This is a genomic window from Atlantibacter hermannii (assembly GCF_009907385.1).
GTDB lineage: Bacteria > Pseudomonadota > Gammaproteobacteria > Enterobacterales > Enterobacteriaceae > Atlantibacter > Atlantibacter hermannii_A.
This window is the reverse complement of sequence record NZ_JAAATR010000001.1, coordinates 44,463-64,805: the sequence shown is the minus strand read 5'-3', so window position 1 is coordinate 64,805 and position 20,343 is coordinate 44,463. Positions and strand designations below refer to the sequence as shown.

22 protein-coding genes and 1 other annotated feature are annotated in these 20,343 nt (G+C 53.2%); of the genes, 12 read left to right on the top strand and 10 right to left on the bottom strand.

Going from position 1 to position 20,343, the window contains the following annotated elements; all coding sequences use genetic code 11:
* The first annotated feature begins 43 nt into the window (after window positions 1-43).
* From gndA to GV764_RS00320, 7 genes are all read left to right on the top strand, one after another.
* Window positions 44-1,453 carry an NADP-dependent phosphogluconate dehydrogenase gene (gene gndA / locus GV764_RS00350; RefSeq protein WP_161658535.1) on the top strand — a complete coding sequence of 470 codons (1,410 nt, stop codon included), beginning with the start codon at window positions 44-46 and terminating at the stop codon, window positions 1,451-1,453.
* 148 nt (window positions 1,454-1,601) lie between these two features.
* Window positions 1,602-2,717 carry an NAD(P)/FAD-dependent oxidoreductase gene (locus GV764_RS00345; RefSeq protein ID WP_161658534.1) on the top strand — a complete coding sequence of 372 codons (1,116 nt, stop codon included), beginning with the start codon at window positions 1,602-1,604 and terminating at the stop codon, window positions 2,715-2,717.
* A gap of 21 nt (window positions 2,718-2,738) precedes the next feature.
* The gene (locus GV764_RS00340) at window positions 2,739-3,749 is read left to right on the top strand and encodes a glycosyl transferase family 2 (protein ID WP_161658532.1); all 1,011 of its coding nucleotides are present in this window, start codon (window positions 2,739-2,741) and stop codon (window positions 3,747-3,749) included.
* Window positions 3,750-3,761: 12 nt separating this feature from the next.
* Entirely contained in the window at window positions 3,762-4,544 is a 783-nt protein-coding gene (locus GV764_RS00335) for an NAD-dependent epimerase/dehydratase family protein (protein ID WP_161658530.1), read from the top strand.
* Complete coding sequence (locus GV764_RS00330) at window positions 4,544-5,356, top strand: sugar phosphate isomerase/epimerase family protein (RefSeq protein ID WP_161658528.1); 813 nt, start codon at window positions 4,544-4,546, stop codon at window positions 5,354-5,356. The genes GV764_RS00335 and GV764_RS00330 overlap by 1 nt, the downstream gene beginning before the upstream one ends.
* Before the next feature lie 15 nt (window positions 5,357-5,371).
* Window positions 5,372-5,728, top strand: a complete 357-nt coding sequence (locus GV764_RS00325) for a DMT family transporter (RefSeq protein ID WP_161658526.1) — start codon at window positions 5,372-5,374, stop codon at window positions 5,726-5,728.
* Between the two features lie 15 nt (window positions 5,729-5,743).
* Window positions 5,744-6,535: a glycosyltransferase family 2 protein gene (locus GV764_RS00320; protein WP_161658524.1), complete on the top strand. Its 792-nt coding sequence runs from the start codon at window positions 5,744-5,746 to the stop codon at window positions 6,533-6,535.
* A 60-nt stretch (window positions 6,536-6,595) separates the two neighbouring features.
* On the opposite strand, the gene hisIE is transcribed toward GV764_RS00320, so the two are convergent.
* The 9 genes from hisIE to hisL all read right to left on the bottom strand — a co-directional run bounded on the left by hisIE (window position 6,596) and on the right by hisL (window position 13,866).
* Window positions 6,596-7,207, bottom strand: a complete 612-nt coding sequence (gene hisIE / locus GV764_RS00315; RefSeq protein WP_161658522.1) for a bifunctional phosphoribosyl-AMP cyclohydrolase/phosphoribosyl-ATP diphosphatase HisIE — start codon at window positions 7,205-7,207, stop codon at window positions 6,596-6,598.
* A complete protein-coding gene (gene hisF / locus GV764_RS00310) occupies window positions 7,201-7,977 on the bottom strand; it encodes an imidazole glycerol phosphate synthase subunit HisF (protein ID WP_161658521.1) in 777 nt (258 codons plus the stop codon). The genes hisIE and hisF overlap by 7 nt, the downstream gene beginning before the upstream one ends.
* The gene (hisA, locus tag GV764_RS00305; protein WP_161658519.1) at window positions 7,959-8,696 is read right to left on the bottom strand and encodes a 1-(5-phosphoribosyl)-5-[(5-phosphoribosylamino)methylideneamino]imidazole-4-carboxamide isomerase; all 738 of its coding nucleotides are present in this window, start codon (window positions 8,694-8,696) and stop codon (window positions 7,959-7,961) included. The genes hisF and hisA overlap by 19 nt, the downstream gene beginning before the upstream one ends.
* Window positions 8,697-9,287, bottom strand: a complete 591-nt coding sequence (gene hisH / locus GV764_RS00300) for an imidazole glycerol phosphate synthase subunit HisH (RefSeq protein ID WP_151605352.1) — start codon at window positions 9,285-9,287, stop codon at window positions 8,697-8,699. It abuts the gene before it with no gap.
* The gene (gene hisB / locus GV764_RS00295; RefSeq protein WP_161658517.1) at window positions 9,287-10,354 is read right to left on the bottom strand and encodes a bifunctional histidinol-phosphatase/imidazoleglycerol-phosphate dehydratase HisB; all 1,068 of its coding nucleotides are present in this window, start codon (window positions 10,352-10,354) and stop codon (window positions 9,287-9,289) included. The genes hisH and hisB overlap by 1 nt, the downstream gene beginning before the upstream one ends.
* Before the next feature lie 2 nt (window positions 10,355-10,356).
* The gene (hisC, locus tag GV764_RS00290; RefSeq protein WP_161658515.1) at window positions 10,357-11,433 is read right to left on the bottom strand and encodes a histidinol-phosphate transaminase; all 1,077 of its coding nucleotides are present in this window, start codon (window positions 11,431-11,433) and stop codon (window positions 10,357-10,359) included.
* Complete coding sequence (gene hisD, locus GV764_RS00285; protein WP_161658513.1) at window positions 11,430-12,734, bottom strand: histidinol dehydrogenase; 1,305 nt, start codon at window positions 12,732-12,734, stop codon at window positions 11,430-11,432. Before hisD ends, hisC begins: the two co-directional genes overlap by 4 nt.
* Before the next feature lie 4 nt (window positions 12,735-12,738).
* On the bottom strand, window positions 12,739-13,638 hold the full coding sequence (gene hisG / locus GV764_RS00280) for an ATP phosphoribosyltransferase (RefSeq protein WP_125292380.1): 900 nt from the start codon (window positions 13,636-13,638) through the stop codon (window positions 12,739-12,741).
* Window positions 13,639-13,717: 79 nt separating this feature from the next.
* Window positions 13,718-13,840, bottom strand: a sequence feature (His leader region).
* Window positions 13,816-13,866: a his operon leader peptide gene (hisL, locus tag GV764_RS00275; protein WP_001364200.1), complete on the bottom strand. Its 51-nt coding sequence runs from the start codon at window positions 13,864-13,866 to the stop codon at window positions 13,816-13,818. It overlaps the preceding feature by 25 nt.
* A 192-nt stretch (window positions 13,867-14,058) precedes the next feature.
* Here hisL and GV764_RS00270 point away from each other — a divergent pair, with 192 nt between their 5' ends.
* The 4 genes from GV764_RS00270 to GV764_RS00255 all read left to right on the top strand — a co-directional run bounded on the left by GV764_RS00270 (window position 14,059) and on the right by GV764_RS00255 (window position 17,484).
* Window positions 14,059-14,883, top strand: coding sequence for an SDR family oxidoreductase (locus tag GV764_RS00270; RefSeq protein WP_161658511.1), 825 nt, complete (start codon window positions 14,059-14,061; stop codon window positions 14,881-14,883).
* Between the two features lie 40 nt (window positions 14,884-14,923).
* Complete coding sequence (locus GV764_RS00265) at window positions 14,924-15,841, top strand: LysR substrate-binding domain-containing protein (protein ID WP_161658509.1); 918 nt, start codon at window positions 14,924-14,926, stop codon at window positions 15,839-15,841.
* Between the two features lie 229 nt (window positions 15,842-16,070).
* Window positions 16,071-16,133 (top strand): membrane protein YoeI, encoded by a 63-nt coding sequence (gene yoeI / locus GV764_RS22310; RefSeq protein WP_125292509.1) that lies wholly within the window; start codon window positions 16,071-16,073, stop codon window positions 16,131-16,133.
* The gene (locus GV764_RS00255) at window positions 16,123-17,484 is read left to right on the top strand and encodes an APC family permease (protein WP_201743009.1); all 1,362 of its coding nucleotides are present in this window, start codon (window positions 16,123-16,125) and stop codon (window positions 17,482-17,484) included. The genes yoeI and GV764_RS00255 overlap by 11 nt, the downstream gene beginning before the upstream one ends.
* Before the next feature lie 43 nt (window positions 17,485-17,527).
* Here the strand turns inward: GV764_RS00255 and sbcB are convergent, their stop codons facing one another.
* Window positions 17,528-18,952: an exodeoxyribonuclease I gene (gene sbcB, locus GV764_RS00250; protein WP_161658505.1), complete on the bottom strand. Its 1,425-nt coding sequence runs from the start codon at window positions 18,950-18,952 to the stop codon at window positions 17,528-17,530.
* Window positions 18,953-19,160: 208 nt separating this feature from the next.
* Between sbcB and dacD the strand changes: the two genes are divergently transcribed.
* Window positions 19,161-20,330, top strand: coding sequence for a serine-type D-Ala-D-Ala carboxypeptidase DacD (gene dacD / locus GV764_RS00245; protein ID WP_161658504.1), 1,170 nt, complete (start codon window positions 19,161-19,163; stop codon window positions 20,328-20,330).
* The last annotated feature ends 13 nt before the right edge of the window (window positions 20,331-20,343 follow it).

Below are 20,343 nucleotides of genomic sequence, written 5' to 3'. Positions count from 1 at the left end.
ACCCTATGCAGTGAGTATTCCCTTCGTTAACCAGGAGTAAAAAATGTCCAAGCAACAAATCGGCGTTGTTGGTATGGCCGTAATGGGGCGCAACCTGGCGCTTAACATCGAAAGCCGCGGTTATACCGTGTCCATCTTCAACCGTTCACGCGAAAAGACTGAAGAAGTCGTTGCAGAAAATCCCGGTAAAAAACTGGTTCCTTATTACACCGTTAAGGAATTTGTTGAGTCACTGGAGACGCCTCGCCGTATCCTGTTGATGGTTAAAGCTGGCGAAGGTACTGACAAAGCGATTGAATCCCTTAAACCGTTTCTGGATAAAGGCGATATCATCATTGATGGCGGCAACACCTTTTTCCATGACACCATTCGTCGTAACCGTGAGCTTTCCGCTGAAGGGTTCAATTTTATAGGCACGGGGGTTTCGGGGGGCGAAGAAGGGGCATTAAAAGGTCCTTCAATTATGCCTGGCGGTCAGAAGGAAGCTTATGAACTGGTTGCGCCGATCCTGAAGCAAATCGCCGCGGTTGCTGACGATGGTGAGCCATGTGTGACCTACATCGGCGCTGATGGTGCCGGTCATTATGTCAAGATGGTGCATAACGGCATCGAGTATGGCGACATGCAACTTATCGCAGAAGCTTACTCCCTTCTGAAACACGGCCTGAATCTGTCAAATCCAGAACTGGCGGATACCTTCACCGAATGGAATAAAGGTGAACTGAACAGCTACTTAATCGATATCACCAAGGATATTTTCACCAAACAAGATGAAGATGGAATCTATCTGGTCGATGTGATACTGGATGAAGCAGCTAACAAAGGTACGGGCAAATGGACCAGTCAGAGTTCCCTGGACTTGGGCGAACCCCTGTCACTGATCACGGAATCCGTCTTTGCGCGCTATATATCCTCACTTAAAGCGCAGCGCGTGGCTGCATCTAAGGTACTGAGTGGTCCTCAGATCCAACCCTTCGCCGGGGACAAAGCTGAGTTTATTGAGAAAGTTCGCCGCGCGCTCTACCTTGGCAAAATTGTTTCTTACGCGCAGGGCTTTTCCCAGCTGCGTGCCGCCTCTGAAGAAAATGGCTGGGATCTTAACTACGGCGAGATTGCAAAGATTTTCAGAGCCGGTTGCATTATCCGTGCACAGTTTTTGCAAAAAATCACTGATGCCTATACAGAGAATCCTTCCATTGCCAACCTTTTGTTAGCTCCATACTTCAAAAAAGCGGCAGATGATTATCAGCAAGCACTTCGCGATGTTGTCGCTTATGCTGTTCAAAATGGCATCCCAACGCCAACCTTCTCTGCGGCAGTGGCTTATTACGACAGCTATCGAGCAGCGGTTTTGCCTGCTAATCTGATCCAGGCCCAGCGCGATTACTTCGGTGCGCATACCTACAAGCGTACCGATAAAGACGGTGTATTCCATACCGAGTGGCTTGAATAAGTTACTTTGCGCGTCAAATTCTGCCGCTGAAGACCATCGCAATGATGGTCTTTTTTTTTCATCCCTGGAATTTTCCTAAAAAATAAATGTATTTATACGTTCATCGGAGATAAAATAAGCCCTTATCACAAAAGGTATTGTTTTGGCTATGAATAAAAGAATTATAATCGCTGGCGGCGGCTTTTTCGGAATGTACCTGGCTGAGCAGTTATCTTTGCTCGGGCATGACGTTAGCCTTTATGAAAAAGAGCAGCGCTGCATGTCTCGTGCTTCGTATAATAATCAAGCGCGTGTTCATAATGGTTATCATTATCCCCGAAGTATTTTAACAGCCCTGCGTTCCAGGCTGTCATTTCCTCGCTTTGTTGAAGAGTTTCGAGATTGCGTCAGTTCTGATTTTGATAAGTATTATCTTATCAGCGAACTGTTAGGGAAAGTCTCCGCTTCTCAATTTCGGTTATTTTGCGAGCGCATTGGCGCTGACTGCGACTATGCTCCTGCCAGGATTGAAAAATTGGTTAACCCTCAGTTAATCAACGCCTGCTTTACTGTTAAAGAATTTGCCTTTGACTCGTTTAAATTAAGAGACATTATGTTGCAGAGGCTGGATGCTGCGGGCGTTCGATACCATTGTGGTTATTCAGTCGATAAAGTTGAAAGTAAGGGTGCAGGAATTATTACGCATATAAGCAACTTAGAGAACGGTCTGACTGAGAGTTATTATGCCGATCATGTCTTTAATTGCACTTATGCAAATTTAAATTATCTGCTCGACCAGTCTGAAATAGAATTAATTCCTCTCAAGCATGAAATGACAGAAATGTGTCTGGTAGATGTACCCGATGAACTAAAATCAACGGGTTTTACTATCATGTGCGGTCCGTTTTTTTCTGTTATGCCATTTCCTTCAGTTGGCCTGCATTCTTTCAGTCATGTTCGTTATACGCCCCATTATGAATGGCACGATAAACCTTTAGAAAAATACCACAATTCCTATTCAAAATTTGATGAAGATATAAAGGTTAGCGCCTGGCAGTATATGCTAAAAGATGCGGCGCGATATATGCCAGTCCTTAATGAGTGCCGTTATGAACGTTCACTCTGGGAAGTGAAAACATTGCTTCCACGCAGTGAAACTGATGATTCACGCCCGATACTTTTCCGTCCAAACCACGGCATAAAGGGTTTTCATTGTATCATGGGCGGCAAGATTGATAACGTTTACGATGCCGTTGAAGCAATTAAAAATATAAATCTTATTTAAAAGCCATATAAGAGACTTCCCGTGAAAAGCGAATCTTTCGTTTCTGTTGTTTTAAATACGCAACTCCCTTCAAATGAGTTAGCAAGCAAACTAAATCAAATTCACGAATTGCTTGATGCTAATTATACTGATTATGAAATTTTGATTGTATCAAAAGGCCCATATCGTGATGTACCCAGAGTGTCAAGTATTGATCAAACCTTAAAAGCAGTGCCGTGCGTACGGTTATTGCAATTATCAGGCTGCGTCCATGATGATATTGTCTGGGCTGCTGGCTTAGAAAACGCAATCGGCGATTTTGTGGTCCTGTTCGATCACTTAACGGACCCAGTCGACGTTATTCATACTGCCGTAGAAAAATGTAAGTCTGGTTTTGACGTAGTCGTTGGGGTGTCGAACCAAAGCATACCTCCGGTATATAAATTTTTACGAGAAACCGCGACCCGAATACTGACCGCCATTGATTATCATATTCCCAAAAACTCTACTGGCTTACGTTGCCTTAGCCGTAGAGCAGTGAATGCGGTCACGGATACTGGACGTTTTCACCATCAATTTTATATGAGAATTCAGAAAACCGGTTATCCGATTGCTGAGCTGGTCTACGAACCGCTTTGCGAAAACCAGGTTAAAAATTCAATTGTCTATGGTTTTCGCAATTTGGTGAGGTTGATGGTTTTCAACTCCTCACGCCCGTTACGATGGATGTCAATCATTGGAACTCTTGGCAGTTTTAGCGCCTTGTTGTTTGCTATCTACAGCATCGTAGTCAATATGATCGATGGGCATGTCGTGCAGGGCTGGACGACGACCATTCTGTTTATGTCTATCTTGTTCATGATGCAATTCATTATGTTGGCCTTTTTTGGTGAATATTTAAGTAGATTGTTAGATGACAGAAGTGAACAGGCCGCTTATTCCGTCGTTTTTGAGAAGAAAAGTGCTGTTATGGTTAATAAAGATCGTGTAAATGTGCTGAGTAAATCAACCACGGAAGAACCTAATCTTGTGCAGACCGGGCGCGATCGTTAAGGGGATAAAAGTATGAAGAAGGCCTTAATCGGATTTACAGGATTTGTCGGTACGACGTTAATGAAGCAAACGCAATTCGATGCGTTTTATCGTTCGACAAATATAGAAGATATTAAAGGTAAGAAATTCGATGTTATTGTTTGTGCCGGAGCGCCGGCACAAAAATGGCTGGCAAATGCCGACCCTCAGGGCGATCGTAATAAAATAGATTCATTAATTAATTGCCTTGACAACGTGGAATGTGACCATTTCATTCTCATCAGTACCGTTGACGTTTTCAAAAAACCTGATGCTGTTGATGAAAATACCGTTATTGATGAAGATAATTTACATGCCTATGGCCTTAATCGTTATCATCTTGAAAAATTCGTCGCGCAAAAATTCCCTCGTCATTTGATTGTTCGCTTGCCTGGCCTCGTGGGTCCTGGGTTGCGCAAGAATATCATTTATGATTTTCTGCATGAAAATAATATTGACAAGATTGAAAGCCGCAATATTTTCCAGTTCTACCCCATGGTGAATCTGTGGTTTGATATCGTTAAGGCAATTGAAAACAATATTCAACTTATTCATTTGACGTCAGCACCGGTTTCTGTCACGCATATTGCAAAACAGGGGTTTGGTAATGATTTCTCTAACGAGCTTTCTTCGCCTGTTATTTCCTACGACATGCGGAGTATCTATGCCCCTCTGTTTGGCGGTAGTGACAAGTATCAGTACTCGGTGAGTGAAACTATTCAGGCCGTACGACATTATGCTCAGTCTGAAATGAACAACCATCAGGATGGTAATTAATGAGGGTTTCAATCTCCAATCTGGCCTGGGACGTAGAAGAAGACAATACAGTGGCCGCTCTTTTACAAGAGTTTGCCATCAATGCGATTGATATCGCGCCAGGGAAATATTTCTCAAATATCAAAGAGGCCAAATCCCCGGAAATCAGAGCCGTAAAAGCGTGGTGGGCAGAGCGTGGCATTGAGCTCGTGGGTATGCAGGCGCTCTTATTTGGTACGTCCGGATTGAATGTTTTTGGAACGGAGTCTGTCCAGAAGCAGCTTCTTGACCATCTCTCGGCTATCTGTTTTATCGGCGCTGAACTGGGCGCCACAAGGCTGGTATTTGGTTCGCCAAAAAATCGCGATTGCTCAGGTCTGTCATCAGACGAAATCGCTTCTGTCTCCACCCGTTTTTTCCGACGATTAGGTGATATTGCCTCCAGTTATGGCGTTATCATTTGCCTTGAACCTAATCCGGAGATCTATGGCGCTAACTTTATGACGACGAGTCATGAAACATGCGAAGTGGTGAAACAGATTGCTCATCCGTCTATCAAAATGCAGCTTGATACCGGCGCTATGATGATTAATAACGAAGATTATGATCGTGTCATGCAGGAATCGAAGCCGTTCATCGGACACATTCATATTAGCGAGCCGCAACTTGTTCCACCAGGCGATCGTTTCGGCAATCATGAAAAGCTTGCGGAGATCATGAAATCTACGTTCCCATCCCAGTTGGCGACTATTGAAATGCTGGCGACTAAAGATGAATCCCATACGGTTTCAATACGCCGCGCGCTTGACTACGTTACCTCTCTCTATCGTTAAGTAGGTACAGATATTTTGAAATGGTTAATTCTTATTCTGGGCATTGCTTGTAATGCGTCTGCCAGCGTATTGATTAAAATGGCCATGATGCCGCCAAGAAAATTTCCTTCGCTCGCTGATCCTCTTGCCTCGCTGTCTAACTGGCCGTTTTGGCTGGGGTTGGCACTTTATGGCGGTGCGTTTATTTTGTACGCAGCAGCTTTGGCCGTATTACCTTTGAATATTGCTCACCCTGTGTTGACCACAGGTGCTGTCGCGGCGGTAGCTGTTTTATCGGTACTCGTTTTTAATGAAACTTTTCACTGGACGACTATTGCTGGCGTAGCATTTGTGATCGTTGGCGTTGCTTTAATCACCGCCAGGGCTGCTTAAATAAATAGGTTTACTATGATCAATGATAAAAACTGGGACGTCCCGGCTTATGGGCCCCTTATCTGGACAGGTAAAAAACATGATGCTTGTGTTGTTATTCCCGTCATCAATGAGGGTAGCCGAATCACAAGTTTACTCGCTAAGATTAGCAATCTGAACATTACTGATATTGCTGACATCATTATTGTTGATGGTGGAAGTACAGATGGTTCTCTTCAAAAAGATCGTCTGTTAGAACTTGGCGTGACGGGATTGATTGTAAAAACTGGCCCGGGCAAATTGAGTGCACAGCTTCGCTGCGGCTATGCTTTTGTTTTGAAAGAGGGATATAAAAATATTGTTACCATAGACGGTAATGATAAAGACGATCCCGCACCCATTCCGGAATTTATCGCTGCGCTTGATAAGGGCTATGATTTTGTTCAGGCATCCCGGTTTGTAAAAGGCGGCGTCGCGGTGAACACGCCAAAATCGCGCGATTTTGCCATCAAATACATTCATGCACCTGTACTCAGTATGGCGTCTGGGTTCCGTTGGACGGATACCACGCAAGGTTTTCGTGCTTATAGCAGTAAGATGTTACTGGATGAACGTGTCGCACCTTTCAGAGATATTTTTAACACCTATGAACTGCTTGCCTACCTCTCATATATTGCGCCTAAGCTGGGCTTTCAGTGTATAGAGCTTCCCACCTCGCGTATTTATCCAGAGGGTGAAGTACCAACGAAAATTAGCAGTTTTAGCGGTAATTTATCCGTATTAAAAATATTATTTAAAGCCTGCCTGGGTCATTATAACCCACGCTGAATGGCATATTCCCGTGCGCTACAGCGCATAAAACAGGGGCGATAAACGCCCCTGTTAATCCTATTTATGCCTTCCCCGCAAATTCTCAATCACCGCACCTAAATCCAGCGCCTGATCCTGCAACAGCACCAGCAAGTGATACATCAAATCTGACGCTTCATTCGTTAGTTCTTCACGATCGTTTACCGTTGCCGCCAGCGCGGTTTCCACGCCTTCTTCCCCCACTTTCTGCGCGATGCGCTTAGTGCCGCTGGCGTACAGTTTGGCGGTGTACGAGCTGGACGGATCTGCATGCTTGCGCTCCGCCAGCAGTTGCTCCAGCTGATACAAAAAGTGCCACTGGTGATGCACATCGCCGAAGCAGCTCGATGTTCCCTTGTGACAGGTCGGGCCGATGGGATTCGCCAGCACCAGCAGCGTATCATTGTCGCAATCCGGCGTGATGCTTACCACATTCAGGAAATGGCCCGAGGTTTCGCCTTTGGTCCACAGACGCTGTTTAGTGCGTGAATAAAAAGTGACTTTGCCGGTTTCCTGCGTTTTATCCAGCGCTTCGCCGTTCATATAGCCCAGCATCAGCACTTCGCCGGATACGGCGTGTTGCACCACTACCGGCAACAGCCCATCGGTCTTTTCGAAATCAAGCTGCGCGCGTTGCGTGTCAGTTAACATACCCGAATCTCCACTCCCTGTAGCGCCAGGAACGCTTTAAGTTCACTAATATTAATAATCTGCTTGTGGAATACCGATGCAGCCAGCGCGCCGTCCACATCGGCATCACGGAAAGCTTCGAGAAAGTGCTCCATGGTGCCCGCGCCGCCGGAGGCGATCATCGGCACGCGGCAGACTTCACGCACTTTTTTCAGCTGCACCAGATCATAGCCGTTACGCACGCCGTCCTGGTTCATCATATTCAGCACGATTTCACCCGCGCCGCGCTTTTGCACTTCCTGCACCCAGTCAAGTGTTTCCCACTGGGTCACGCGGGTGCGGCTTTCATCGCCGGTATATTGATTAACGTGATATTTGCCGGTTTGCTCGTCAAACCAGGTATCAATGCCCACCACGATGCACTGCACGCCAAAACGATCTGCCAGGCGGGTAATCAGCTCCGGATCAGCAAGGGCAGGGGAGTTAATGGAAATTTTATCCGCGCCGAACGACAGGATTTGCGCCGCATCGTCGAGGGTTTTGATGCCGCCCGCCACGCAGAAGGGAATGTCGATCACTTCGGCGACGCGCGATACCCAGCTCTTATCCACCACGCGCCCATCGCTGGAGGCGGTGATATCGTAAAACACCAGCTCATCCGCGCCCTCTTCGGCATAGCGTTTGGCCAGCGGAACGATATCGCCGATGATTTCATGGTTGCGGAACTGCACGCCTTTCACGACCTGGCCGTCACGCACGTCCAGGCAGGGGATTATCCGTTTTGCCAGCATTGTACAGCCTCCGCGACGGTGAATTTGCCTTCCAGCAGCGCACGTCCGACGATCACGCCTTTTACGCCGCTGCCTTTTAATGCCTCGATATCCTTAATGCCGCCAATCCCGCCGGAAGCCTGAAACGCCACGGACGGGAAGCGAGCGCACACTTCCTGATACAGCCCGACATTCGAGCCTTTAAGCGTGCCGTCCTTTGAAATATCCGTGCACAGCACATGCGTTAAGCCAACCGGCAGAAACGCGTCCACCAACTCTTCCAGCGTCACGCCGGAATTCTCCTGCCAGCCGCTGACCGCCACCTGTTTCGCGCCGTTTTCATCAATGCGTACATCCAGCGCCAGCACCAGATGTTCTGCGCCGAAGCGTTTAAACCAGCCTTTCACGAGCTCAGGGGATTTCACCGCGGTGGATCCCACCACCACACGCGTGGCCCCGGCGTCTAACAGCGCCGCGACATCCTCTTCGGTGCGCACGCCGCCGCCAACCTGTACCGGGACGCTAACGCCCGCCAGCAGGGTTTTCAGCAAGGGGATCTGGCGCTTCGCCGGATCTTTTGCCCCGGTCAGATCCACCAGGTGCAGCACTTGCGCGCCTTCCGCCTGATAGGCCTGTAAACGCGGCAGCGGGTCATTACCGTAATCGCGCTGCTGGCCGTAATCACCCTGATGCAGGCGCACCACCGTGCCGTCAATCAAATCTAATGCCGGGATAATCATTTACATCTCCAGGAAATTTTTCAGCAGCTGTGCGCCCGCCGCGCCGGAGCGTTCCGGGTGAAATTGCACGCCATAGAAATTATCTTTCTGCACCGCTGCGGTAAACGGCTCGCCGTAGTTGCATTGCGCGATGGTGGAAGCGTTCACCGGCATGGCGTAGCTGTGGACGAAGTAGAAATACGCGCCGTCTTCAATGCCATTGAACAGACGATTACCCGCTTTCGGATAGACGCGGTTCCAGCCCATGTGCGGCAACGGCAGGCCGAAATCGGTCATCTTCGGCACCGCCTGGTCGATAATGCCCAGGGTTTCCACCCCCTGGTTTTCCTCGCTGCGCGAACCCAGCAGTTGCATTCCGAGGCAGATCCCCAGCACCGGCTGGGTGCAGGCTTTGATCAGGTCGATCAATTCGCGTTCGCGCAGCTGGTCCATCGCGGCCTGCGCGGTCCCGACACCCGGTAGAAAAAGCTTATCGGCGCGCAGCACCACGTCGGCATCGCGGCTGACCTGCGGCTCGTAGCCGAGGCGCTGGATCGCCCATTTCACTGACGACAGGTTGGCGCATCCGGTATCCAGAATCACCACGTCCATTACAGCACTCCTTTCGACGACGGAAGCGTATCGCCTTCCACGCGGATCGCCTGGCGCAGGGTGCGGCCAAAGGCTTTAAACAGGCTTTCCACGCGATGATGATCGTTTTTACCTTTGGTTTTCAGGTGCAGCGTCACGCCCATGGTATAGGAGAGCGAACGGAAAAAGTGCTCAACCATTTCGGTACTCAGATCGCCCACGCGCTGGAAGGTGAAATCCGCTTTGTATTCGAGGTGCGGACGGCCAGAGATATCCAGCGCGCAGCGCGCCAGGCACTCATCCATCGGCAGCACAAAACCGAAGCGCGCGATGCCGCGCTTGTCGCCTAATGCCAGCTTCAGCGCTTCGCCCAGCGCCAGGCCGGTATCTTCAACGGTGTGGTGATCGTCAATGTACAGATCGCCTTTTACCGTGATGTTCATGCGAAAACCGCCGTGGGTAGCGATTTGATCCAGCATATGGTCGAAGAAGCCGACGCCAGTGTGGATTTTGCTGCCGCCTTCGCGGTCCAGCCACACTTCGACTTCAATCTGGGTCTCTTTGGTGTTGCGCTCCACGCGGGCATAGCGATCGCGGCGGGTCAGCTGCTCGGCGATTTTCGCCCATCCCAGCTCGTCACGGTTATAGCGCAGGCCGGTGATGCCCATGTTTTCCGCCAGCTCGATGTCGGTGGCCCGGTCGCCAATCACATAGCTGTTGGCGCGATCCAGGGATTCTTCCGCCAGGTATGCCGTCACCAGTTGGGTTTTCGGCTTGCGGCAGTCGCAGTTGTCCGCCGGCAGGTGCGGGCAAATCAGCACGTCATCAAAATTCACGCCCTGAGAAGTAAAAATTTGCATCATCAGGTTGTGTGGGCCGTCGAAATCATCCTGCGGGAAACTGGCGGTGCCGAGGCCGTCCTGGTTCGTGATCATCACCAGTTTGTAGCCCGCGTCCTGGAGCTTACGCAACTGCGGGATCACGTCCGGCTCCAGCGCCAGCTTAGTAAAACGGTCGACCTGGAAATCTTCCGGCGGTTCTGAAATCAGGGTGCCATCACGGTCAATAAAGAGGATCTTCTGACTCATACTTACTCCGTGGCCGCGAGGCCGGGTTGTTCCTGCAGAGCGTCGATCACGCGCTGGCACTCTTCACGGGTGCCGACGGTCACGCGCAGGCAGTTGCTTAATGTCGGTTGTTTATTCTGATCGCGTAAGATAATGCCCTGATCCCACAGGGATTTAAATACCGCGCTCGACGTGGTGATACGCGCCAGCACATAGTTAGTTTCGCTGTCGAACACCGCTTCGACGCAGGCGACCTTTTTCAGCTCGCTCACCAAAAACTGGCGATTGACGAGGATTTCCGCCACCCGTTCGCGCATCGCCACGATGCCCTGCGGGCTCAGCGCCTGGGCCGCGATATCCGCGACCGGCGTAGAGAGCGGGTAGGGAGCGATCACTTTCAGCAGCAGGCCGATAATCTCTTCATTCGCCAGGGTAAAGCCGCAGCGTAATCCGGCCAGCGCAAAGGCTTTAGACAGGGTACGCAGCACCACCAGATTCGGGTATTCGTCCAGCCAGGCGGCCAGCGTTGCCTGGGGGCAGAATTCAATATAGGCCTCATCGGCCACCACGATGGCTTTTCCGCGCGTCATTTCTAATAAAACGCGAATATCCTGCGGATTAATTAACTGCCCGGTGGGGTTGTTGGGGCTACAGACAAACACCACTTTTACGCCGTCGAGCTTTTCAGCAATGGCCGGGAGGTCAAGCTGCCAGCCGTCAAGCGCCTGCACGGTGCGGCATTCCACGCCGATAGTCTCGGCGCTGACGCTGTACATGCCGTAGGTCGGCGGGCAGTACAGCACCGCGTCTTTCCCCGGCTCGCAGAACGCACGGATCAGCAGTTCTATTCCTTCATCCGCGCCGCGGCTCACCAGCACCTGTTTCGGCTTCACGCCCGCGTACTGCGCGTAACGTTCGATGACTAATTTGGGCTGGCACTCCGGATAGCGATTTAACGTTTGCGCAGTGAGTTGAAACTCGACCGGCGTCGGGTATTCATTGGCGTTCAGCCACACATCGCCGTTACCCCCCAGGCGACGCGCGGATTGATAGGGCGTCAGATTGCGAACGTTTTCACGGGCTAACTCGACAATGCTCATTTCCTCTCCTTTAGTGCGGCGACGCGCAGGGTAACGGCGTTTTTGTGGGCGGTAAGCTGTTCTGCGGCGGCCAGGGTTTCGATGGTCTGCGCCAGCGCGCTGAAACCGGCAGGGGTTAACTCCTGGACCGTCATGCGTTTCTGGAAATCCGCCAGCCCCAGGCTGGAGCAGGTGGCGGTATAACCGTAAGTCGGCAACACGTGGTTAGTGCCGGAGGCGTAATCACCGGCAGACTCCGGGGACCAGTCGCCCAGGAACACCGATCCGGCGCTGGTGATGTCGTCAACCAGCTCGCGCGCGTTGCGGGTCTGAATAATCAGGTGCTCCGGGCCGTACTGATTAGAGATCGCCACGCACTGCGCTAAATCGCGGGTCACAATCAGGCGGCTTTCCGCCAGCGCCTGGCGCGCTGTTTCCGCGCGCGGCAGGTCGGCGAGTTGGCGCTCAACCGCGTCGGCTACCGCCTGCGCCATGGCGCTGTCCGGCGTCAGCAGGATCACCTGCGAATCGGGACCATGTTCCGCCTGGGACAGCAAATCCGAGGCCACGAAGTCCGGGGTCGCGCCGCTGTCGGCGATCACCAGCACTTCAGACGGCCCGGCAGGCATATCAATCGCCGCGCCATCCAGCCGCTGGCTGACCTGACGTTTGGCTTCGGTGACAAACGCGTTGCCCGGCCCGAAGATTTTGTCCACTTTGGGTACGGTCTCAGTGCCAAACGCCAGCGCCGCGATGGCCTGAGCGCCGCCAACCTGATACACCTGCTGTACCCCGCACAGGCGCGCGGCATACAGGATTTCATCGGCAATCGGCGGCGGCGAGCACAGCACCACGTTGTTACAGCCCGCGATGCGCGCCGGGGTCGCCAGCATCAGCACGGTAGAAAACAGCGGCGCGGAGCCGCCGGGAATATACAGACCCACCGAGTCGACAGGGCGCGTCACCTGCTGGCAGCGCACGCCAGGCTGGGTTTCGATATCCACGGCAGGCAACACCTGGGCCCGGTGAAAGGTTTCGATATTGGCAACGGCCACCGCCATTGCCTGTTTAATCTCGTCGCCCAGACGCGCCACGGCGGCGTCGATCTCCGCTTCGCTGACCGCCAGCGCATTCACGGTGGCTTTATCAAAACGCGCGCTGTACTCGCGTAGCGCGCTGTCGCCGTTAGCGCTGACATTCGCGAGGATCTCGCTGACGGTGCGGGCGATGCTGTCCGAGGCGGACATCGCCGGGCGGGTCAACAGCGCCTGTTGGGTCGCGGCGTCGCAGTCGTTCCAGTTGATCGGGCTAGAAAAGGCCATGGCGTCACTCCATCATTTTCTCAATCGGTAACACCAGAATCGAACTGGCACCCAGCGACTTCAGTTTTTCCATGGTTTCCCAGAACAGGGTTTCGCTGCTCACCATGTGCATCGCCACGCGCTGCTGATCGCCTGCCAGCGGCAGAATGGTCGGGCGTTCCGCGCCCGGCAGCAGGGCAATCACTTCGTCGAGACGCTCGGTCGGCGCGTGCAGCATGATGTATTTGGATTCGCGGGCCTGAATCACGCCCTGGATACGGGTCAGCAGTTTGTCGATCAGCTGTTGTTTAGCGTCCGGCATTTCGCCGTCGCGCTGGATCAGGCAGGCTTTAGAGCGGTAAATCACTTCGGTTTCACGCAGGCCGTTGGCTTCCAGCGTTGCGCCAGTAGAAACCAGATCGCAGATAGCGTCCGCCAGGCCGACGCGCGGGGCCACTTCTACCGAGCCGTTCAACAGGCAGGATTTGAACTGAACGCCCTTTTGATCGAGGTAACGCTTGAGCAGGTGCGGGTAGGAGGTGGCGATACGCTTGCCGTTCAGGCCTTGCGGGCCGTCCCACGGCTCGTCAACCGGCGCGGCGATGGAAAGACGGCAGCCGCCGAAGTCCAGACGGCGCAGAGTGAAGTAGCGCGGATCTTCGCCCTGGGCGCGGCGGTCCAGCAGCTCTTCTTCCAGCACGTTTTCGCCGATGATGCCGAGATCCACCACGCCATCCATCACCAGGCCGGGAATATCGTCATCGCGTACGCGCAGGATATCGATCGGCATGTTTTCGGCAAGAGCGATCAGGCGCTGGGTGTGGAGATTAATTTTTATGCCGCAGCGCGCGAGCAATTCGCGTGAATCATCACTTAAACGCCCGGATTTCTGAATAGCTATGCGTAAACGGTTGGTGTCGGTCATCTTCTCTTTTCCTCGTAAACCCTGAATTGTGTTGTGCGTTATCTGTTTTATTACACCGGATTACCCTGAACGGCGGGGTAAAAAAAAGCCCCCGGAAGACGATCTTCCGGGGGCTTTCTCTTGCGTTCTGCACCACTGGAAGATCTCACTGTCTCCCAGCACACATCGCCTGAAAGACTAGTCAGGGTGATGGTGATGATGGTGGTGTTTAAACTGAACGCGCGTCATAAAATTCTCTGATGAATGATTATTCAAACTGTGACATTTACCCTAAACCAGATACGCCCGAACTGGCAAGCCCTTTTTTTCATCAATCGCCGTTTCGTATTCAACAGGTGAATTGTCAGCAGCGTATGGCTGGCGTAGCCTACACTGCACAGTAGGGGATGCGCAGCGTAACAAAGGATTACAGGAGGAGAGATGAAAAAAGTGGCGATTGTCGGGTTAGGTTGGCTGGGTATGCCGCTGGCTCTGGCGCTCAACGCGCGCGGTTGGCAGGTCACGGGAAGCAAAACCACCTTTGACGGCGTGGAGGCGGCGCGGATGTGTGGCGTGGAAGCGTTCCAGCTTCAATTGCAACCGGAACTGGTGTGCGATACCGACGATCTGGACGCCTTGCTGGATGTCGATGCGTTAGTGCTGACGCTCCCGGCCCGGCGCACCGGCGGCAACGGTGAATTCTACCTCCAGGCGGTGCAGGAGATCGTCGACAGCGCGCTGGCCCATAACATCCCACGCATCATTTTTACCAGCTCCACCTCGGTGTATGGCGACAGCGAAGGCACCTTCAAAGAAACCTCGCCGCGCAACCCGCAAACTGAAAGCGGCAGGGTGCTGAAAGAGCTGGAAGACTGGCTGCATAACTTGCCCGGCACCTCGGTGGATATCCTGCGGCTTGCGGGCCTGGTCGGGCCGGGCCGTCATCCGGGGCGTTTTTTCGCCGGTAAAAGCGGTCCAAACGGCAATCATGGGGTGAACCTGGTGCATCTGGAAGACGTTGTCGCTGCGATTACCCTGCTGCTTCAGGCTCCAAAAGGCGGTCACGTCTATAATATATGTGCGCCGCGTCATCCGACCCGCGCAGAATTTTACCCGGTAATGGCCCGCCAGCTCGGCCTTGCGCCGCCGCATTTCAGCGACAGCGCCCAGCCGGGGAGTGGCAAACTGATTGACGGAAACCGAATCTGTAATGAACTCGGCTTTGAATACCAGTACCCTGACCCGTTAGTGATGCCGATGGAATAACATCCCGCACGGGTTATCAGGCGCAACGCAGGGGGCGCATATGAAACCACTGTTGGATGTTCTCGTTATTCTTGATGCCCTCGATAAAGAGGGCAGCTTCGCCGCCGCTGCGACCAAACTCTACAAGACACCCTCCGCCCTGAGTTATACCGTCCACAAGCTGGAAAACGACCTGAAAATCACGCTGCTCGACCGCAGCGGCCACCGGGCGAAGTTTACCCGCACCGGCCAGATGTTGCTTGAGCGCGGGCGGGAAGTGCTGCATACGGTGCGCGAGCTGGAAAAACAGGCGGTTAAACTGCATCAGGGGTGGGAAAAGGAGCTGCGTATCGGGGTTGATGATGCGTTTCCTTTTTCGCTTCTGGCTCCGCTGATTGAAAAGTTCTTTGCCAACTGCAACGTGACGCGACTGAAGTTTGTTAATGGCATCCAGGGCGGCTCCTGGGACGCATTAACCCAGGGGCAGGCCGACCTGATTATTGGCGCTTTACATCCGCCGCCTTCGCTGAGCGGTTTTGGTTACGAGCTGCTCGGAAAATTAGAAAGCGTGTTTGTTGTTGCGGCTCACCATGCTTTGTCACAATCCCCCGAACCTTTAAACCGTCGGGATATTAAACGGCATCGAACCGCGGTGATCGGAGATGGCCGTCCGGCGTTGTCATCTGCCACCATGGTGCTGGATGAGCAGGATGTGATTACGGTATTTGATTTTAAAACCAAGCTGGAACTGCACATCAGCGGCCTTGCCTGTGGCTATTTGCCGCGCTTTATGGCGCAGCGTTTTATCGATTCCGGCGCGTTAATCGAAAAACGCGTCATACCGGAACTGGGCGCGGTTTCGGTATGGTTGGGCTGGAACGAACAGACCGAAGGATTGGCCGGCAACTGGTGGCGGGAAAACATTCTCGGCAGCCCGGAAATCATGGCGCTGTATGCTCCCCAGTCTGAACCCGTTTGAGCATATCGTGCGCAGTTAAAAAGAAATGCGTGATGAGGCTCTCAACGTCTTGTCTTTGCAATCCAAAATGGGCAAAATACGCCGCCTGCAAAAATTAAAGCTAACCGACGTTAAGAGCGTCGGTTATTTTTTTGCAACAAACACGTCATTCAAATCAAAGAGGCCGGGCTTCGTACCGGATAGATACTTACTAAAAATCGACAGTTGTTGTCGCTGAGGAAACCAAAAAATGGGGCAATTTTTTGCTTTTGCGACGGCATTCGCCGTAATGGGGGATGACCATGTCGCATAACGCTACTCCAAACACCTCTCGCGTGGAATTACGTAAAACGCTTACGTTGATTCCGGTTGTCATGATGGGCCTTGCCTATATGCAGCCGATGACGCTGTTTGATACGTTCGGTATCGTATCGGGCCTCACAGACGGGCACGTCGCAACGGCTTACGCCTTTGCGCTGGTCGCTATCCTGTTTACCGCGCTGAGCTACGGTAAGCTGGTTAAGCGCTTCCCGTCCGCTGGCTCGGCCTACACCTACGCCCAGAAATCCATCAGCCCGACCGTTGGCTTTATGGTGGGCTGGTCATCGCTGCTGGACTACCTGTTCATGCCGATGATCAACATTCTGCTGGCGAAGATTTACTTCGAAGCGCTGGTGCCTTCCGTTCCGTCATGGATTTTTGTGGTGGCGCTGGTGGCCTTTATGACTATCTCTAACCTGCGCAGCATTAAGAGCGTGGCGAACTTCAATACCCTGATCGTTATTTTGCAGATGGGTATTGTGGCGGTGATTATTGGCCTGATCGTCTACGGCGTAGCGCACGGCGAAGGCGCGGGTACGCTGACCAGCACCCGTCCGTTCTGGAGCGAAGGCGCGCACGTGGTGCCGATGATTACCGGCGCGACCATCCTGTGCTTCTCATTCCTGGGCTTTGACGGCATCAGCTCGCTGTCGGAAGAAACCAAAGACGCGGAGCGCGTGATCCCGAAAGCCATTTTCCTGACGGCGCTGATCGGCGGTCTGATCTTTATCTGCGCGTCCTACTTCCTGCAGCTCTATTTCCCGGACATCTCGCGCTTTAAAGATCCTGACGCGTCCCAGCCGGAAATCATGCTGTACGTCGCGGGTAAAACCTTCCAGTTCGGCGTGCTGGTGTTCTCCACCATCACCGTACTGGCATCGGGTATGGCGGCGCATGCGGGCGTTTCTCGCCTGATGTATGTGATGGGCCGCGACGGCGTGTTCCCGACCCGTTTCTTCGGTTATGTGCATCCGAAATGGCGCACTCCGGCGTGGAACGTGCTGCTGGTGGGGGCGATTGCTCTGCTGGCGATTAACTTCGACCTGGTTACCGCGACGGCGCTGATTAACTTTGGTGCGCTGGTGGCGTTTACCTTCGTTAACCTGTCGGTGATTTCCCAGTTCTGGATCCGCGAGAAGCGCAACAAAACGCTGAAAGACCACTTTAACTATCTGGTGCTGCCGGTCTGCGGCGCGCTGACCGTAGGCGCGCTGTGGATTAATCTCGAAGAGAGCTCTATGGTGCTGGGCCTGATTTGGGCGGGCATCGGCCTGGTGTATCTGGCTTGCGTGACCAAAAGCTTCCGCAACCCGGTTCCGCAGTACGAAGATATCGCGCAGTAATGCGAAAACAAAAATGGCTCCCCCGGGAGCCATTTTTTTTAGCTTACAGCACGTCCTGAACGTACTGATACAACGCCTTCAGCAGGGCGATTTTCTCTTTATCCCCTTCATACTGCCCGTACAGCATCTCCAGTTCCTGAGCGTAGCGCTGCAAATACTCCGGCGTAAAGCGCGCCTGGCGATGGCGCAGCCAGCGCTGCTGCTCTTCGTGATCCAGGGTGCCGGGGAAATTACGCGCCCGGTAGTTAAACAGCAGTTTCTCGATGCGCTTATCCACAAAGCTGATATCCAGTGCCGGCAGGTTCTGCGGGTCAGTTTGCAGGATAATACGCATCCCGGCGCGATCGGCATCGCTGAAGAAGCCGTTATACAGCTGGGCATCCACATCGTCTGACGGCACGAACGGCTCAGCGTCAGCGTACAGGGCTACCACTTTTTCACGCACGTCGGGGCGGTCGCGCAGGATTTTCAGGTTCTCCAGGCAACGCTGGCGGTCAATGCCCAGCCTGTCGGCGTCTTCCGGGCGCAGCGTATTGGCCTGCGCCAGCACCGGGCATTTATTCAGATGAACCAGCTTAACGGGCACTGCCGCGTCATCGCCTGACTCGGTTTTAGCGGTATACAGCCGTTCACGCAGCGCATCGGCATCCAGCTCCAGCAGCGGCGTCATATCTCCCGCTAAATCCACCATAATCACCGCGTTGCGGTTTTCCGGATGCCACGCCAGCGGCGCGATCCAGCTGGTGTTGCCGCGAAACGCCCCGAACATACCGGAAACATGCACCAGGGGCTTCATCTGCGGGATATCAATCAGCGTGGCCAGCTTTTGCTTATTGCGGTGACTGAACAGGTATTCAAACAGGCGCGGCTGTTGGGTCTTCACTAGCTTCGCCATCGCGATAGTGGCGTAGACATCCGCCATCGCGTCGTGGGCGTTAGCATGCTCAATACCGTTGGCGACGGTAAGATGCTCAAGGCGAAAGCTCGGCAACCCGTCATCGTTTTCCGGCCAGTTGATGCCTTCCGGGCGCAGGGCGTAGCAGGCGCGCATCACGTCCAGCAAATCCCAGCGCGAATTATGGTTCTGCCAGCTCCAGGCATAGGGGTCGTAGAAATTGCGGTAAAACACGTTGCGCGTCACTTCATCATCGAAACGCACATTGTTGTAACCCACCACGCAGGTGTTCGGCACGGTGAATAAATCATGGATGCGTTTGGCGAAATCGGCTTCGTGAGTGCCGCGCGCCGTTGCGATCTGGGGCGTGATGCCGGTGATCAGTACCGCTTCGGGCTGCGGCAGATAGTCATCGGCCGGTTTACAATAGAACACCTCAGGCTCGCCGATGATATTGAAATCCATATCGGTACGTATCGCGGCGAACTGCGCGGGGCGGTCCAGCGCCGGGCGGGTGCCGAAGGTTTCGTAATCGTGAAAAAGAAAAGTCGGCTGTGCTGCGGAATCAGTCACCGGTCACCATCCTGAAGGGGTCAAAAACTGGCGTTAATGGTAAACGATTGGCCGCCTGTTCAGAAGAAAATCACGGTGGTTTTTTACGCCAGCGGGTACGTATTACTCCGATAAATGTGTTTGCTGTCATATTTTTTTGCAATTAATGAATGCGTTTACATACGAAGTTCCGTAAAACAGGCGCGGACAAAAAAACATAAACGAGGATATGCTGTTGAAAACCCGCCTGATTGCCGCTTCTTTGCTCGCTTTTCTTTCTGCCCACGCCCGCGCGGATCCCACGTTCGCCGTCACGCCCGTTCCCCCGCAGGTGCAAGCCGGATCCTGGGTATTAATGGATTACACTACCGGGCAAATTTTAGCGGCAGGCAATGAGCATCAGCAGCGCAACCCGGCAAGCCTCACCAAACTAATGACCGGTTATGTGGTGGATCGCGCCATCGACAGTCGCCGCATCACGCCAGATGACGTGGTGACCGTTGGCGCGGACGCATCGGCGTATGGCAATCCGGTATTCGCCGGTTCGTCGCTGATGTTTTTAAAGGCCGGCGATCGCGTCACGGTCCACGATCTGAGCCGCGGGCTGATTGTTGACTCCGGGAACGACGCCTGCGTAGCGCTGGCGGATTACATCGCGGGCGGCGAAGCGCCGTTTGTCAAAATGATGAACGACTATGCCCACAGGCTGAACCTGCGCGATACCCACTTCGAAACCGTTCACGGCCTTGATGCGCCGGGCCAGCACAGTTCCGCGTACGACCTTGCGGTGCTGTCGCGCGCGATTATCCACGGCGAGCCGTCGTTTTATCATATGTACAGCGAGCGCAGCCTGACCTGGAACGGTATTACCCAGCAGAATCGTAACGGCCTGCTGTGGGATAAAAACCTGAACGTAGACGGTCTGAAAACCGGGCATACCTCCGGCGCCGGGTTTAACCTGATCGCCTCCAGCGTTGATGGCCAACGTCGGTTAATCGCCGTGGTGATGGGCGCGGAGAGCCCGAAAGACCGTGAGGAGCAGGCCCGTAAACTGCTGCACTGGGGGCAAAACCAGTTTGATACCGTGCAGATCCTCCATAAAGGCAAAAAAGTCGGCACCGAGCGCATCTGGTACGGGGACATTGAAAACGTCGAAGTGGGAACCGACCGCGATTTCTGGCTCAGCCTGCCGAAGTCCGAAGTGGCAAATATCAAAGCCAAATACGTCCTGGACAAGCCCGAGCTGGAAGCGCCGCTGGCGGCACAGCAGCGGGTAGGGGAAATCGAACTTTATGATCGCGATACGCTGGTGGCCCACTGGCCGCTGGTGACGCTTCACGCGGTGAAAAAAGGCGGCATGTTCTCGCGCTTCAGTGATTACCTGCATCATAAACTTTAACGCCTTAACAACG

Bases quoted from the DNA above. Each gene is read 5' to 3' on its own strand.
- gndA (WP_161658535.1), top strand. From the start codon at position 44: ATGTCCAAGCAACAAATCGGCGTTGTTGGTATGGCCGTAATGGGGCGC.
- GV764_RS00345 (WP_161658534.1), top strand. From the start codon at position 1,602: ATGAATAAAAGAATTATAATCGCTGGCGGCGGCTTTTTCGGAATGTAC.
- GV764_RS00335 (WP_161658530.1), top strand. From the start codon at position 3,762: ATGAAGAAGGCCTTAATCGGATTTACAGGATTTGTCGGTACGACGTTA.
- GV764_RS00330 (WP_161658528.1), top strand. From the start codon at position 4,544: ATGAGGGTTTCAATCTCCAATCTGGCCTGGGACGTAGAAGAAGACAAT.
- GV764_RS00320 (WP_161658524.1), top strand. From the start codon at position 5,744: ATGATCAATGATAAAAACTGGGACGTCCCGGCTTATGGGCCCCTTATC.
- hisIE (WP_161658522.1), bottom strand. From the start codon at position 7,207: ATGTTAACTGACACGCAACGCGCGCAGCTTGATTTCGAAAAGACCGAT.
- hisF (WP_161658521.1), bottom strand. From the start codon at position 7,977: ATGCTGGCAAAACGGATAATCCCCTGCCTGGACGTGCGTGACGGCCAG.
- hisA (WP_161658519.1), bottom strand. From the start codon at position 8,696: ATGATTATCCCGGCATTAGATTTGATTGACGGCACGGTGGTGCGCCTG.
- hisH (WP_151605352.1), bottom strand. From the start codon at position 9,287: ATGGACGTGGTGATTCTGGATACCGGATGCGCCAACCTGTCGTCAGTG.
- hisB (WP_161658517.1), bottom strand. From the start codon at position 10,354: ATGAGTCAGAAGATCCTCTTTATTGACCGTGATGGCACCCTGATTTCA.
- hisC (WP_161658515.1), bottom strand. From the start codon at position 11,433: ATGAGCATTGTCGAGTTAGCCCGTGAAAACGTTCGCAATCTGACGCCC.
- hisD (WP_161658513.1), bottom strand. From the start codon at position 12,734: ATGGCCTTTTCTAGCCCGATCAACTGGAACGACTGCGACGCCGCGACC.
- hisG (WP_125292380.1), bottom strand. From the start codon at position 13,638: ATGACCGACACCAACCGTTTACGCATAGCTATTCAGAAATCCGGGCGT.
- GV764_RS00270 (WP_161658511.1), top strand. From the start codon at position 14,059: ATGAAAAAAGTGGCGATTGTCGGGTTAGGTTGGCTGGGTATGCCGCTG.
- GV764_RS00265 (WP_161658509.1), top strand. From the start codon at position 14,924: ATGAAACCACTGTTGGATGTTCTCGTTATTCTTGATGCCCTCGATAAA.
- GV764_RS00255 (WP_201743009.1), top strand. From the start codon at position 16,123: ATGTCGCATAACGCTACTCCAAACACCTCTCGCGTGGAATTACGTAAA.
- dacD (WP_161658504.1), top strand. From the start codon at position 19,161: ATGCTGTTGAAAACCCGCCTGATTGCCGCTTCTTTGCTCGCTTTTCTT.